Consider the following 14,731-nt stretch of genomic DNA (forward strand, 5'->3'; position numbering starts at 1 on the left):
TCCAACCTACCCGCGGCTAGCAGGGCCAGGTGTGGACCGGCTCGTTGGCGTGCATATGGTCGCAATACCGGCGCAGCATCTCGGCGAGCGCCGCGCGCCGCGTGAGGCCGGAGTCCTGCAACGCGCGCACGGTCGCCACCTGCCAGCTGGCGCCGTTGCGGCCGGCCTTGGCGCGGCCCTCGATGACGCCGAGGAAGCGATCGCGCACCTCGACGTCCACCCCCCAGCTGCGCAGTCCCTCATCGGCGATCGGCAATAGGGTGTCGAGCACCAGCTTCGTCGCGGTCATCTCACCCAGCTCCGGCCAGTGCAGCACGGTGTCCATCCCGTGGCGGGCCGCTTCGAGGAAATTATGATGTGCCGCAGCGAAACTCATCTTCGTCCAGAGCGGATTCTCTTGCTCGGACAGCGTGCGCAGCGTGCCGTAGTAGAACGCGGAGTTGGCCAGCATGTCGATGACGGTGGGCCCGGCCGGCAATACCCGATTCTCCAACTGCAGGTGCGGGCGCCCGACCCCGTCCACTTCCAAGACGTCGTACACCGGCCGGTTCCAGCGGTCCACGGTGCCGTTGTGCAGACGTAATTCGGAGAGATGCGGAATGCGGCCGGCGGTCAGTTCGGCAGCCGGATCCTCGTCGGACAACTCGTTCAGCAGGGACGGAAAGTAGCGGATGTTCTCTTTGAACAGATCCAGGATCGAGCCGATCCAGCGTTCGCCGAACCACACCCGGGGCCGCACCCCTTGGGTTTTGAGCTCCTCGGGCCGGGTGTCGGTGGATTGCGAGAACACCTCGATCCGGGTCTCCGACCACAGCTGATGGCCGAAGAAGTACGGCGAATTGGCGCCCAGCGCCAGTTGCGGGCCGGCCATCACCTGCGCCGCATTCCAGTTGGGAGCGAAGTCGGCCGGAGCCACCTGCAAGTGCAATTGCATACTGGTGCAAGCGGATTCGGGCGCGATCGTCACCGCCTCCCAGCTCAGCGGCTCCGGGCCGGAGATGTGTATCGGGATGTCCTCGCCGCGCGCGCTGAAGATGGACTCGTTGAGCGCGGCGTACCGCGACGATTCGCTCATCCAGCCGTCGCGCGACAGATGCTCGGGCATCAGCGTGGGCAGGATGCCGATCATCACGATGCGGGTGCCCGCCGAGGCGGCCTTGGTCTGCGCCTCGTTGAGGCTGGCCCGCACTTCCGCCTCCAGGTCCAGGCCGGTCCGGTCAGTGGCCGGGGCGGAACGTTGAATTCGATGTTGTAGGCGCCTAATTCCTTCTGGTAGGCCGGATCTGCGATGGCATCGAGCACGGGCCGGTTCGACATGGCGGGCTGATAGTCGCCATCGACCAGGTTGCATTCGATCTCCATGCCGGTCAGCGGCCGGTCGGAGTCGAACCGTGACTGGGCCAGCATCGTCTCGAAGACGTCCAGACACAGCTGCACTTTGCGCCGGTACTCCCGCCGATGTGCGCGGTCATACGTGGTGCGCTTGACCTCTTCGCCCACATCGCCGATGCAACAGGGTTGCCGCCGGTAACGCAAGGGTGACGCCACCGATCGCGCCACCGGGTTGGTCCTAACCGAGCGGGTTAGCTGCAGATCTGGTGGGTCGGTCCACCATCATGGACGATGGCAGAGACGTGTCGCAGTTCACGACGAAGGAGACAGGTGGCCGAGTTCGTCGCAGCTATCGATCAGGGCACCACTAGCACCCGGTGCATGATTTTCGATCACGACGGCGCCGAGGTCGCACGTCACCAGCTCGAGCACGAGCAGATCCTGCCCCAAGCCGGCTGGGTCGAGCACAATCCGATCGAGATCTGGGAACGCACCTCCGCGGTGTTGCTGTCGGTGCTGAACACGTCCAAGTTCTCGGCGAAAGACATTGCCACGCTCGGAATTACAAACCAGCGCGAGACGACGCTGGTGTGGAATCGGCACACCGGAAGGCCGTACTACAACGCGATCGTCTGGCAGGACACCCGCACCGACCGGATCGCGTCGGCGCTGGACCGCGACGGGCGTGGCGACGTGATCCGGCGCAAGGCCGGCCTGCCGCCGGCGACCTATTTCTCCGGCGGGAAGCTGCAATGGATCCTGGAGAACGTCGACGGGGTGCGCGCGGCGGCCGAAAGCGGTGATGCGCTGTTCGGCACCCCGGACAGCTGGGTGTTGTGGAACCTGACCGGCGGTCCGCGCGGCGGGGTGCACGTCACCGACGTGACCAATGCCAGCCGGACCATGCTGATGGATCTGGAAACGCTGGACTGGGACGATGAGCTGCTGTCCTTCTTTTCGATTCCGCGTGCGATGCTGCCGGCGATCGCGTCGTCGTCGCCGACGCAGCCCTACGGCGTCACCTCGAACGACGGGCCGTTGGGCGCCGAGGTGCCGATCACCGGGGTCCTGGGCGACCAGCACGCCGCGATGGTCGGCCAGGTCTGCCTCGATGCGGGTGAGGCGAAGAACACCTACGGCACTGGCAATTTCCTGCTGCTCAATACCGGCGAGACCATCGTGCGGTCCGACAACGGGCTGCTGACCACGGTCTGTTATCAGTTCGGGGACGCCAAACCCGTCTACGCGCTCGAGGGCTCGATCGCGGTCACCGGCTCGGCGGTGCAATGGCTGCGCGATCAGCTGGGCATCATCAGCGGTGCCGCGCAAAGCGAATGGCTGGCCCGCGAGGTTCCCGACAACGGCGGGGTCTATTTCGTGCCCGCGTTTTCCGGGTTGTTCGCCCCGTACTGGCGCTCCGACGCGCGCGGCGCGATCGTCGGGTTGTCGCGGTACAACACCAACGCGCATCTGGCCCGCGCGACGCTGGAGGCGATCTGCTACCAGAGCCGCGATGTGGTGGACGCGATGGCAGCGGATTCCGGTGTGCGTCTTGAGGTGTTGAAGGTCGACGGTGGCATCACCCAGAACGAACTGTGCATGCAGATCCAGGCCGACGTGCTGGGCGTCGACGTGGTACGCCCGGTGGTCGCCGAGACCACCGCGCTGGGCGCCGCCTACGCCGCCGGTCTGGCGGTCGGGTTCTGGGCCGATCCGTCCGACCTGCGGGCCAACTGGCAGGAAGACAAGCGGTGGACGCCGAAGTGGGACGACGACCAGCGCGCGCAGGGATACGCCGGGTGGCGTAAGGCGGTGCAGCGCACGCTCGATTGGGTCGACGTGTCATAGCGAAATGCCCGCCGGCGCAGGGCCGACGGGCAGTTCTCAGCAGATCGGTCAGTCCTCGCCGAGGATGCCGTAGACCTCGCGGCGCGCATTGTTGAGAATCTCGATGATGCGCTGCTGCTGGTCGGCAGTGGCGGCGTGCGCGGATTGCGCGACCGCTCCGAACAGCTGCCCGATGGCCGACCGCAGGTTCATCTGATCTGGGTCGGCGCCTTCGGTGATCTCGTCCCATGGCGGGGTCTCGACCTTCTCGGCCGCCGCACGCCCTTCCTCGGTCAGCTCGAAAAGCTTTTTGCTGCCGTCGGATTGGCTTGCGGTGATCAGCCCTTCGTCGGTGAGCAGCTGCAGCGTGGGGTAGACCGAACCGGGGCTCGGCTTCCACAGCCCGTTGCTGCGCTCGGCGATCTGCTGGATCATCTTGTAGCCATGCATCGGCTGCTCGGCGAGCAGCGTTAGGATGGCCGCCCGCACATCACCGCGGCGTCCGCGGCTGGCGTGGCCGCGACGGCGCCCGCCGCGCCGGCCGCCGGGGCCGAAACCGAAGCCCGGGCCGAAGCCGGGGCCAAAACCGGGTCCGAAGCCCGGTCCGAAACCGGGACCGAAGCCCTGCTCGCCGGCTTGCTCACGGAGTTGTTCGCGGAACTCTCGCCGGGCCTGGCGCCTGGCGTCGTGCATGGCCCGCCGTTGCGCGGGGCCGAAACCGGGGCCAAAGCCGAAGCCGAGGCCCGGGTGACCGGCGAACGGTCCCTCCGGGGGAGTGAATTGGTTGCTCATTGTTGTAGTCCTCATGTTCTCGGGGTTGCGCACCGTCCGTGCGCTTCGGAATATCACGATATATCGGAAACGATCGCGATGCAACGATTTATCCCGGGTGGGCTCGCTAAGTCGGCTTACCGAGGGGGCCGATCTGCGCGAAGGGCAAGGCCAGCGCTGCCGGCCGGGGACTCGTTTGTCCCGGGCGGGCGACGGGTACGGACTGCGTGATGAACGCAAAGAACTCCGACGTGACGGTCGACAGCGAGCCGCACCGCACGGAGCCGTCTAGGCGTGATCAGGGCCAGGATCGCCACGTGTGGCCCTGGGTGAACTGGGGCTTGGCGCTGTCGACGGTGCCTGCCGCCGCGATCGTCATGCTCTTCGCGCTCGGCGCGGTGATGAGCACCGACGGATGCACGGATCGCACCTGCCCCGACGCGGGCCGCGGTGGGATCGATTTCGGTGTCGCCTTTTACGGCGCGCCGCTGGTCGCCTTCGTCGTCATCCTCGTCACATTTTTCACGGCCAAGCGTCGCGGCGGCATCGCGGTGCCGCTGCTCGGCTGGGCGGCGTTGATCGCCGACGTCGCACTGATGGCCGCCACCGTCGCGAGGTAGCCGCGCCTCAAGAGCGCTGCTCAGCCTGGCGGAGAGAAGCCGCCGGTTTGCTGTCCCTGCGACGGCGGGGTCGCCTCCGGGGCTGCCTGACGCGGCCAGGCGACCGGCGCGGGCTGCTGCGGCATGGCCGCCGGGGGTGCGGGAAACCACCCGGGCGGCGCCTGAAACTGCGGAGCCTGAAACTGCGGTGCGGTCGCCCAGGGGCCGGGCGGTGGGCCCGGCGGCATGGCGGGGCGCAGGCGTGCCAGCTCGCGGCGGTGGCGCTCGGCCAGGACGGCGGCGAGCACCAGCTCAGGCGGAGTGCCGGGCGGAGGCGGCGGTGCGATCCGCGACACCACGTCCCCACCGATGCGGTACGCCATCTGCGCACGCAGCTGGGGATCGAGTTGGTGTGCCCGCGAGAGGAATTGGCGTGCGACCTCGGCCTGGCCGGCGTCGAGGTTCGACAACTGCAGCGACGACGCCCACCATGCCAGCGATGGCGGCATCATCGGCGGCGGCCCCAAGCGTGGGCCGCGCTCGCTGACGACGACTGTGCCGGCGAAGATGTCGCCGACGCGCTTGGCCTTCGGCGAGAAAATGCTGCAGATGACGGCCGGGCTGCCCGCCAGCATCCAGATCTCCACCACTGAAGCCAGCGCGCGAAAAAGGGCTTGCCGGAAGCGTTCTGGGCCGCCGTCGTCGGACACGACGCGCAGGCCCATGATGATCTTGCCGACCGACCGTCCCCGGGTGGCCGTCTCGAACGTGATCGGATAACCGACCATCACCAGCACCGTGAAGATGATCAGGACGGCCGCGCTGAGCGCCCCGTCGAATTGCGTCAGCGTGGCCGCCCACAGCATCAGCCCGACGATGTATAAGAGGAAAATCACCGTGATGTCGATCAGTGCGCTCAGGGCTCGCACCGGCAGCTGGGCGATTTGCACGTCCAGCACCACGGCGTCCCCGGTCACCACCTCCGACATAACACCGAACGGTACAGGTTCGCTGGGTGTGACCGGCTCTAGTCTGTGACCCCGAAATAGCTATTAGGCTGCCCACGTGGACGTCGACGCATTCGTGCTGACCCATCGCCCGACCTGGGATCGGCTTGACCAGTTGATCAAGCGGCGCAGGTCGCTGACGGGTGCGGAAGTCGACGAACTCGTCGAGCTGTACCAGCGGGTGTCCACCCATCTGTCGATGCTGCGGTCGGCGTACTCGGATTCGCTGATGATCGGCCGACTGTCGAGCCTGATCGCACGGGCCCGCTCGGCGGTCACCGGTGCCCACGCGCCGCTGACAAGCACGTTCACCAGGTTCTGGACGGTGTCCTTCCCGGTGACCGCCTACCGGGCCTGGCGGTGGTGGTTGGGCACCGCGGCGGCCTTTCTCGGTGTCGCGGTGATCATCGCGGTCTGGGTGGCCAACAACCCTGACGTGCAGGCCGCGATCGGAACACCCAGTGACATCGATCAATTGGTCAACCACGACATCGCCGATTACTACAGCGAACATCCGGCGTTGGCGTTCGCCCTGCAGGTCTGGGTGAACAACTCCTGGGTCTCCGCCCAGTGCATCGCGTTTTCGGTGCTGCTGGGACTGCCGATTCCGATCGTGCTGTTCCAAAACGCCGCTAACCTCGGCTTGATCGCCGGGCTGATGTTCCAGGCTGGCAAGGGCGATATCCTGCTGGGTTTGCTGCTCCCGCACGGGCTGCTCGAGCTGACGGCGGTGTTTCTCTCCGGGGCCGCGGGGATGCGGCTGGGGTGGTCGGTGATCTCACCCGGAGATCGCCCCCGCGGCCAAGCGCTCGCCGAACAGGGGCGGGCCGTCGTGTCGGTGGCGATCGGACTCGTCGGTGTGCTGCTGGTCTCCGGGTTGATCGAGGCGATGGTGACGCCATCGCACTTGCCGACGTTCGTTCGCATCGGTGTCGGAGTCGCCGCCGAGGCGGCGCTCCTCACGTACGTCATCTACTTCGGGCGCCGCGCCGTGAAAGCCGGGGAGACCGGCGACATCGACGACGCGCCCGACGTGATTCCCACCCGTTGATCGGGATCTACAGCCGCCCAGTCGCTTTCATCGCCAGATAGCGGTCGGCCAGAGCGGGGGCCAATTCGTCGGGCGGCGCGTCGACGACTTCGACGCCGCTTTGGCGCAGCCGTGTCGCGATCGCCCGGCGGTCGTTGCGGGACCGCTCGGCCGCCGCCGCGTCGTAGACCGCCGCCGCATCCGAACGGCCGATGGCCATCTGGTCCACTCGCGGGTCGGAGACCGCGGCGACTATCAGATGGTGCCTGGACGACAGCTGCGGCAGCACCGGCAGCAGGCCTTCGTCCAGGGCGGTGGCGTTGAGGTCGGTCAGCAGCACCACCAGGGACCGCCGCCGGACGCGTCGCTTGATGGCGGCAATCATTGCGCGCCAATCGGATTCGACCAGCGTTGGTTGTAGCGGGGCCATCGCTTCCACCAGCTGGGCTAGCAGCTCGGTGCGCGACGCGCCGAACACGCCGGCCCGACTCACCCGGTCGTGCGCGAGGAAGTCGACATGATCGCCGGCCCGCGATGCGAGCGCGGCCAGCAGCAGTGCGGCATCCATTGACCAGTCCAGCCGGGGCCAGCCGGCGGGGTCGGCGCCCGGACCAGACGAGGTGGGGTCGACCCCGACGCGGCCCGCAGCCATGCGCCCGGTGTCGAGCACGATCACCACCCGACGGTCGCGTTCGGGCCGCCAGGTGCGGACCATCACGTCGGCTCGGCGCGCCGAAGCACGCCAGTCGATCGAGCGCACATCGTCGCCGACGACATACTCGCGCAGCGAGTCGAATTCGGTTCCCTGCCCACGGATCAACGTCGGGAGTAGACCGTCGATCTCGCGCAGTTTCGCCAGCCGCGACGGCAGGTGCTTGCGCGACAGGAACGGTGGCAATACCCGGACCTGGCCGGGCACCGGCTGCGAACCCTGCCGTCCCGCCAACCCCAGCGGCCCGATCGATCGGGCGGTCACCACTGACGCACGCTGATCGCCGCGGCGGACCGGCCGCAGGTGCATTCGGACATGCTGATGTTGCCCGGCAACGATTTTGACCGGGTGGATGCGCGGTTCGGCGCGCGCGCTGGGCGGCCAGGCATCGCGGATCTGGCCGCGGAAACGCCGGGGGCCGTCGTTGTGGATCTCGAGATCCACGTCCATCGGTTGACCGAGGCGCGCCGAGCTGTCCGGCGAACGAACATAGCGCAGTTTGCGGGTGCTGGCCGCCAGCGCGATGTCGACGACAACCGCCGCCGCCAGCGCTGCCAGCAGCAACTCGAAAACCTTTGCCGGCCGAGGGGAGAGCGCGATCGGTATGATGCAGATCAACGCCACGAGGCCGGTGCGCCCGGTCAGAATCACTAGCGCGGCACCGGAACCGATGCCAGGATGCCGTCGAGCACTCCGTCGGGTGTCGCGCCCTCGAGCTCGGCTTCGGGGCGAAGCATCACCCGGTGCCGTAGCGTCGGGCGGGCCATCGCCTTAACGTCGTCGGGGGTGACGTAGTTGCGACCGGACAGCCACGCCCAGGAGCGCGCGGTGCCCAGCAGTGCCGTCGCCCCGCGTGGTGATACGCCGAGTTGCAAAGCGGGGGATGAGCGGGTGGCTCCGACGATGTCGACGATGTAGCCCAGCACCTCATCGGCGATCAGAACCTGTTGCACCGCTTGGCGACCGGCCGCCAGCTCGGCGGGCCCGGCCACCGGTTTGATCGCGGACAGATCGCGGGGGTCGAAGCCGTGCGCGTGCCGGCCGAGGATGGCGATTTCGGAATCGCGGGGCGGCAGCGTCACGTTCAGCTTGAGCAGGAAGCGGTCGAGTTGGGCTTCCGGCAACTGGTAGGTGCCCTCGTATTCGATTGGGTTCTGGGTCGCGGCGACGATGAACGGGTCCGGCAGCGGCCGGGATTCGCCGTCCACGCTGACCTGACGCTCCTCCATGGCCTCGAGCAGCGCGGCCTGCGTCTTGGGTGGGGTGCGGTTGATCTCGTCGGCCAGCAGCAGATTGGTGAACACCGGGCCGGGCCGGAACGCGAACGCGGCGGTGCGCGCGTCGTACACCAGGGATCCCGTGACGTCGCCGGGCATCAGGTCGGGCGTGAATTGCACCCGCTTGAATTCCAGTTGCAACGCCGCGGACAGTGCCCGGACCAGTAACGTCTTCGCCACTCCCGGAACACCTTCCAGCAGCACGTGACCGCGACACAGCAGCGCGATCACCAGTCCGCTGATCACCCCTTCCTGTCCGACGACGGCCTTGGCGAGTTCGCCGCGCAACGCCAGCAGCGCGTCTCGAGCCGAGTCGGCGGTCGGGGATTGCGGGGTAGCGGCTTGTGGGGACTGTGTCACGAGTTGGTGACCTGCCTTTCGATTTCGTCGAGCGCACGGGCGAGTTGGAGCAAGTCGTTGTCGGTGCCCGGCGGTGGTCCGAACAGGTGGTAGGAGACAAATCCCGCGTCCACCCCGGTGCGTTGGGCGACGGTCATCACCACCGCCTGCGCTTGGGCGCCGGTGCCCAAGCCGAGCCGGGGCAGCAGCCGCTGCAGTGTCGCGGTGCGCAGGGCTGCGGCGGCTCGGTCGCGTGCCCGGCGGGAACGGTACAGCCGGCCGCGACCCTCCACGGTCTCCGACGCGCGTACGACGACGGGAAGGTCCTCGGCCACCAGCGGCCCGGGACGGCGGCCCTTCCATAGCGCAACCAGCAGCACAACCACCGACAGCTGCCAGACTATCCAATTCACGTTGTCCGGAATCAGATCGAAAATCGATGCGGCGGGGGTTGTTTCACCTTCGATGTGATGCGGCGCGTACCAGATCAGCCGCGGCCGGTCGCCCGCGAGGTTCATCGCCAGCGCGGCGTTACCGGCCTGCGCCAGGTCGTGATTCGTCATGAAGTCGCTGCTGCCGACCGCCGTGATCGTTCGACCGCCATCCCGGAAGCGGATCAGCACCCCGTCGTAGCAGCGGGTGATCACCCGGGTGTCTTTGACGTCGAAGGTGTCGCTCGGGCCGAATCGCACCGATCCGGCTCGAGTGGCCTCGCGCAGCGTGCATTTCGGCTCGCTGTCAAAGGAACTGGCACCCGAGATGCGCACGCCGGGCAGTAGTGCCTCGCGGGTTCGCGCGGTCGGTTCGACCAGGAGCAAGTCACCGGGCGCTTTGGCCAACCGCTCCAGCATGTCCTCGCTCAGATACTGGCTCTGCGCCACCAGGATCAGGGTGTCGGGGCGCGCCGCCTGTTCGACGTCGGCGAGCTTGTCGGCGACGACGACGTCGACACCGCCGTCGCGCAGCAGCGTCACCAACGCGTGCGCGCCGTCGGTTCCGGTGGACTCCGCGTCCATCCGCGCGCCGGGTCGCGGCGCGGTCAGGTAGGCGCCTATCCAGGCGACGAGCGCGAGAACGACCAGTGTGAGCGCGATTCCACGCCACGAGCGCCAGCGGCCGGTGGACGCTACCGAGGGCTGGGATGCCGTCGTGGCCATCACCGCACCTGTGCCCATGATTGGACCGGAGTGTAATGCCCGGCCGTGGACGCGGTGGCCGGCGCCCGCATCCGCAAGTGGTCGTCGAGATCGGCGATCATCTGGTAGGCGGACTGAGTCCCCGGAACCTCGCCGTACGTGACATCGTTGAAAGCCGTTGCCGCCTGTGATAATTCGTCTGTGAGATGCGGCAACGCCTGGCCGGCATCTCGCGCCAGCTCGTTGGCGGTGCGGCCCGGCGCCGGGTTCAGCACCGCGGTCTCCTCGAGCTGACGGGCGATAGCGCGCAACCGGTGGCGGATGGCCGCGGTCCAATTGCCCTCGGCCGCATAGCGTTCCGCGGTCTCACGATGTTGCGCCGCGGTGAGCTGAGCGGTCTCGAACAACTGGTAGTCGCCGCGGCGTCTGGTGCGCATGGTGCGCCGCGCGATGTGGACGGCAACCACGACCGCGACGGCCAGCAGGGTGAGCAGCACCGCGGTGGTCAACCAGCCACCGGGTAGCGAGGAGGTTTTCTGCAGCAGCCGGTACAGCAGCTCGTTGATCCAGTCGACGAGCTGCTGGGTGGCGGACGCCTTGGTGTAAATCGGCTTGCTGAGCTCGTCGGCTGCGGCCTGATGTGCGGCATCGCGGTCGATGTCGATGGAAGGCACTGTCGTCCCCGCTCAGCCTTGGAAAGGCCGGGTCAGCCAGAGGTTGTCGGTCGATGCGGCCGCGTACGGCGCGCTCGCGGCGCCCGATTGCAGCACCAGGTCGAATGCCTCGGCGCGGATCCGGCGGTCGGTGTAGAGCAGGACGATCACACCGGCGTTGAACGGCGCGGTGAGGATCTGGCCGATCGCCGATCCGATCGAGGTGATCACGGTGCCCAGCAGCAGGATGCCGGTGGACGGCATGCCGGCGAGCATCACCTGGCCGACGATGCTGAACGGTGCGCTGACCGCGCCGGAGACCACGCCGGCCACGATGAACGTCAGTACCCGAATGCCGAGTACGCGCCAGAAGCCGTTACGCAGCAGCGCAAAGGATCTGGTGATGGCGTCGAAAACCGGTAGCCGCTCCAACACGATCAGCACGGGCGCGAACAGCACGACCATGTACAGGTACACCATCAACGCGAACAGGGCGAAAAACAGCGGGATGCCGATCAGCACCGCCGCGGCCCCGTTGCCGATCGCCGCGATCAACGCGATGACCACCGCGGCGAGGCCGAACAGCACGGCCACCACGGACGCTTCCAGCAGTGCCAGGCCGAGCAACGGGAGCAGCCGCCCCCGAATCCTGGCCCACGTTTCGCCGATCGTGATCGGCGAACCGAATACCGCCCGGCCGACGATGGCGGTGAGCATCCCGGACAGCAGCATGCTGCCCAGCCAGGTGACCAGCGCGCCGACGCCGATCGAGCCGAACCACGCGCCGACCACACCCCAGTTCATTTCTTCTGACCGGCCGTTGGCCAGACCGCCGAGCGCGGCGATCGGCCCCACGGTGGCGACCAGGGAGATGATCTGCATGACCACAACCACGATCGCGGTCAACCCCAGCGTGGCTTTCGGGTTGGCGCGGATGTAGCCGACCGCGCCGTTGAAGATGTCGCTCAGGCTCAACGGCCGCAGCGGGATGATTCCGGGTTTGATCGCTCCCGGGGCCAACTGGGGCGAGCCGTACTGCGGGCCGTGGCCGGGTGGCACGCCAAATCCCGGCGGCGGCCCGTACCCCGGCGGCGGTCCGTACCCGGGAGGTGGCCCGTAACCGGGAGGTGGTCCGTAACCGGGGGTTGCGCCGTACCCCGGTGGCGGGCCGTACCCGGGCGGCGGCGGCCGGTAGCCGGGCGGGGGTCCGTAACCCGGTGGCGGTCCGGAGCCGGGCTCGGCGCCGTAGCCGGGTGGTGGACCGGCGTAGGCGGGCGGCATGCCATACGCCGGCGGAAAGCCGTCGGGCGTCGATCCTCCCGGCGGGGGCTCAACCGGATAGTCAGGCGGCAGCGCGCTCACCGGGTCCAGCAGCCGTCGTCGTTCGTCATGGGCTCCATCCTGTCGACGGTCGGGGCTTTTCTCAATCTTCCCCAGTCACGCGTCCCGCCCCCGCTGGCCTGCACAGTCTCCGCGGCGTCCGGGCGCGTAGCGTTTTCAGCATGGCGGAACTCAAAGCCCGGCTTCGGGCGGACCTCACCGGGGCGATGAAGACCCAGGATAAGTTGCGGACCGCGACCCTGCGCATGTTGCTGGCCGCTGTCCAGACCGAGGAGGTTTCTGGTAAGGAGGCCAGGGAACTATCGGACGACGAAATCCTCAAGGTGTTCGCCCGGGAATCCCGCAAGCGCGGTGAGGCCGCCGAGATTTACACCCAAAACGGCCGCGGTGAACTCGCCGCCAACGAGCACGCCGAGGCGCGGATCATCGACGAGTATCTGCCGACGCCGCTCAACGAGGCGGAGTTAGCCGACGTGGTCGACACCGCCATCGCTCAGGTTGCTGAGGCGATCGGCGAGCGGCCCAGCATGAAGCAAATGGGACAGGTCATGAAGGCGGCGACCGCGATCGCGGCCGGGAAGGCCGATGGCTCGCGGCTGTCCGCGGCGGTCAAAGACCGGCTGTAAGCCGGCGCGCGGCCTGTTTGCGTCGGTGGGCCCGGGGTACCCGAACTGTTATGACGAAGTTCGGCTATACCCTGATGACCGAGCAGAACGGCCCCAAAGACCTTGTGCAGTACGCGGTTTCGGCTGAGCAGCGCGGGTTCGACTTCGAGGTGTGCAGCGACCACTTCTCCCCATGGCTGGCATCGCAGGGGCATGCCCCCAACGCCTGGGCGGTGCTGGGCGCGGTGGCCCAGGCAACCGAGCAGGTCGACTTGTACACCTATGTGACATGTCCGACGATGCGGTATCACCCCGCAGTGGTCGCCCAGCAGGCAGCGACCGTGCAGATTCTCGCCGACGGGCGGTTCACGCTCGGGTTAGGTAGCGGCGAGAACCTCAACGAACACGTTGTCGGCAAGGGCTGGCCCACCGTCGAACGGCGCCAGGACATGCTGCGCGAAGCCATCAAAATCATTCGTGAGCTGTTCGGCGGCCGGCTGGTGAACTGGCGGGGCGACTACTTTCAGGTGGACTCCGCGCGATTGTGGGATGTTCCCGACGTTCCGGTCGGCCTCGGTGTGGCGATGAGCGGACCGAAGGGTGTCGAGAAATTCGCCAAGCTCGCCGACCATCTGATCGCGGTGCAGCCCGACAAGGCCCTGGTGAACTCGTGGCATGTCGCCCGGCAGGCCGCCAATGGAACCGAAGGGGGGCGAGTGGTCGGCCAGATACCGGTGTGCTGGGACCCCGGCCGTGATGCCGCCGTCGAGCGCGCGCATGACCAGTTCCGCTGGTTCGGCGGGGGTTGGGCGGTCAACGCCGACTTGCCGACGCCGGCGGGCTTCGCCGGGGCGACGCAGTTCGTGCGTCCTGAGGACGTCGCCGATGCCATCCCCTGCGGACCGGATCTGGATGCGATCGTGGAAAGTGTCCGGTCCTACTGGGAAGCCGGCTTCACCGACATCGCGTTGATCCAAATCGGTGGCCAAACACAAGATCTGTTCCTCAAAGAAGCGGCGGAGCCTTTGCTTGCGGCGCTGCGGGCCGCATCGCCTTAGCGCACGCGTTTGACGAGTTCCGGCAAGGGTATTCGGGCGAACATCACGCGAGGGAGATACCCATGACCGATCCATCCGACACGACAACCACCGCATTGGTGAACGGCCTCGCCGGAGCCAGTGTGGGCCTGGGCGTGAGCGAAATCCTGGCGCCTGGAAGAGTCGCCGCGCTCGCGGGTGTGGACGACAACAGGCTGACGCGGCGCGTCATTCGAGCGTTGGGTGTGCGTGAATGTGGCCATGGCGCGGCGTTGTTGGGTGGCCCCAATGGCTTGGTATGGACACGGGTCGCCGGCGATGTCATGGATGTAGCGCTGTTGGCGGCGGGGGTGGCGCGTCGCGGTCGTGGACGGTGACAACGCGGAATCATCGCCGGCGTGGCGCTTTCCGGAATCGGAGTGCTTGATCTCTATACGGCATTACGTAGCACAGGCAACGGCGCCCGCCGTGCTGTTTAACCTTGAAGGAGAATACGATGGCAAACAAACTGCAAGGCAAGACAATTGCTATTCTGGCGGCAGACGGTGTGGAAAAGGTAGAACTCGAGCAGCCGCGCGCGGCCCTGAAACAAGCGGGTGCCCGGGTTGAAGTCCTCTCGTTGAAAGCCGGCGAAATTCAGGCGCGTGAACACGATCTCGAGCCCGCTGGACGATTCACGGTCGACCGCGCGGTGTCGGATGCCTCGGTGCATGAGTTCGACGGACTGGTGCTGCCGGGCGGCACGGTGAACCCCGACAAGCTGCGGATGGATTCGGTCGCAGTCGCATTCGTTCGCGACTTCGTAGGATCCGGAAAGCCGGTCGGGGCCATCTGTCACGGCCCGTGGACGTTGGTCGAGGCCGGGGTCGCGGCCGGGCGGACCCTTACCTCTTACCCGAGCATTCGCACCGATCTGCGCAATGCGGGCGCACACGTCGTCGACGAGGAAGTCGTCGTCGACGGCAACTTGGTCACCAGTCGTTGTCCGGCCGACCTGCCGGCATTCTGCGCCACGCTCATCAAGCAATTCGCGCACGCAACAACGGGTTAAGTCCTCGGCGGGCG

At 67.3% G+C, this 14,731-nt stretch carries 14 protein-coding genes and 1 pseudogene; 7 read left to right on the forward strand and 8 right to left on the reverse strand.

What is annotated here, in order from left to right; all coding sequences use genetic code 11:
• Positions 1-16 precede the first annotated feature (16 nt).
• Positions 17-1,500 (reverse strand): annotated as a pseudogene (locus G6N54_RS20555) (glutamate--cysteine ligase).
• Positions 1,501-1,623: 123 nt separating this feature from the next.
• On the opposite strand from G6N54_RS20555, the gene glpK reads away from it, so the two are divergent.
• Positions 1,624-3,180: a glycerol kinase GlpK gene (glpK, locus tag G6N54_RS20560; protein WP_163791670.1), complete on the forward strand. Its 1,557-nt coding sequence runs from the start codon at positions 1,624-1,626 to the stop codon at positions 3,178-3,180.
• Positions 3,181-3,228: 48 nt separating this feature from the next.
• Here the strand turns inward: glpK and G6N54_RS20565 are convergent, their stop codons facing one another.
• Positions 3,229-3,951, reverse strand: coding sequence for a PadR family transcriptional regulator (locus G6N54_RS20565; protein ID WP_163791671.1), 723 nt, complete (start codon positions 3,949-3,951; stop codon positions 3,229-3,231).
• Between the two features lie 209 nt (positions 3,952-4,160).
• Between G6N54_RS20565 and G6N54_RS20570 the strand changes: the two genes are divergently transcribed.
• Positions 4,161-4,550, forward strand: a complete 390-nt coding sequence (locus G6N54_RS20570) for a hypothetical protein (protein ID WP_163791672.1) — start codon at positions 4,161-4,163, stop codon at positions 4,548-4,550.
• Positions 4,551-4,570: 20 nt separating this feature from the next.
• Here the strand turns inward: G6N54_RS20570 and G6N54_RS20575 are convergent, their stop codons facing one another.
• Positions 4,571-5,518, reverse strand: a complete 948-nt coding sequence (locus G6N54_RS20575) for an RDD family protein (RefSeq protein ID WP_163791673.1) — start codon at positions 5,516-5,518, stop codon at positions 4,571-4,573.
• A gap of 76 nt (positions 5,519-5,594) precedes the next feature.
• On the opposite strand from G6N54_RS20575, the gene G6N54_RS20580 reads away from it, so the two are divergent.
• Positions 5,595-6,587: a stage II sporulation protein M gene (locus G6N54_RS20580; RefSeq protein ID WP_163791674.1), complete on the forward strand. Its 993-nt coding sequence runs from the start codon at positions 5,595-5,597 to the stop codon at positions 6,585-6,587.
• A gap of 7 nt (positions 6,588-6,594) precedes the next feature.
• Here the strand turns inward: G6N54_RS20580 and G6N54_RS20585 are convergent, their stop codons facing one another.
• From G6N54_RS20585 to G6N54_RS20605, 5 genes are read right to left on the reverse strand one after another with little or no spacing between them, the layout of a single operon-like run.
• The gene (locus G6N54_RS20585) at positions 6,595-7,929 is read right to left on the reverse strand and encodes a DUF58 domain-containing protein (protein WP_163791675.1); all 1,335 of its coding nucleotides are present in this window, start codon (positions 7,927-7,929) and stop codon (positions 6,595-6,597) included.
• Complete coding sequence (locus G6N54_RS20590) at positions 7,929-8,915, reverse strand: AAA family ATPase (protein WP_163791676.1); 987 nt, start codon at positions 8,913-8,915, stop codon at positions 7,929-7,931. Before G6N54_RS20590 ends, G6N54_RS20585 begins: the two co-directional genes overlap by 1 nt.
• Positions 8,912-10,069, reverse strand: coding sequence for a DUF4350 domain-containing protein (locus G6N54_RS20595; RefSeq protein WP_232072905.1), 1,158 nt, complete (start codon positions 10,067-10,069; stop codon positions 8,912-8,914). The genes G6N54_RS20590 and G6N54_RS20595 overlap by 4 nt, the downstream gene beginning before the upstream one ends.
• Complete coding sequence (locus G6N54_RS20600) at positions 10,051-10,704, reverse strand: DUF4129 domain-containing protein (protein ID WP_163791677.1); 654 nt, start codon at positions 10,702-10,704, stop codon at positions 10,051-10,053. Before G6N54_RS20600 ends, G6N54_RS20595 begins: the two co-directional genes overlap by 19 nt.
• Positions 10,705-10,716: 12 nt before the next feature.
• On the reverse strand, positions 10,717-12,045 hold the full coding sequence (locus tag G6N54_RS20605) for a DUF7847 domain-containing protein (protein WP_163791678.1): 1,329 nt from the start codon (positions 12,043-12,045) through the stop codon (positions 10,717-10,719).
• A 140-nt stretch (positions 12,046-12,185) separates the two neighbouring features.
• On the opposite strand from G6N54_RS20605, the gene G6N54_RS20610 reads away from it, so the two are divergent.
• The 4 genes from G6N54_RS20610 (at position 12,186) to G6N54_RS20625 (ending at position 14,717) form a co-directional block, all read left to right on the forward strand.
• Positions 12,186-12,650 (forward strand): GatB/YqeY domain-containing protein, encoded by a 465-nt coding sequence (locus G6N54_RS20610; RefSeq protein WP_163791679.1) that lies wholly within the window; start codon positions 12,186-12,188, stop codon positions 12,648-12,650.
• A gap of 50 nt (positions 12,651-12,700) precedes the next feature.
• The gene (locus G6N54_RS20615) at positions 12,701-13,687 is read left to right on the forward strand and encodes an LLM class F420-dependent oxidoreductase (RefSeq protein WP_163791680.1); all 987 of its coding nucleotides are present in this window, start codon (positions 12,701-12,703) and stop codon (positions 13,685-13,687) included.
• A gap of 62 nt (positions 13,688-13,749) precedes the next feature.
• Positions 13,750-14,043, forward strand: a complete 294-nt coding sequence (locus G6N54_RS20620) for a malate dehydrogenase (protein WP_232072906.1) — start codon at positions 13,750-13,752, stop codon at positions 14,041-14,043.
• A gap of 119 nt (positions 14,044-14,162) precedes the next feature.
• On the forward strand, positions 14,163-14,717 hold the full coding sequence (locus G6N54_RS20625; protein WP_163791681.1) for a type 1 glutamine amidotransferase domain-containing protein: 555 nt from the start codon (positions 14,163-14,165) through the stop codon (positions 14,715-14,717).
• Positions 14,718-14,731: the final 14 nt, after the last annotated feature.

This window comes from Mycobacterium stomatepiae, from assembly GCF_010731715.1.
Classification (GTDB): Bacteria; Actinomycetota; Actinomycetes; order Mycobacteriales; family Mycobacteriaceae; genus Mycobacterium; species Mycobacterium stomatepiae.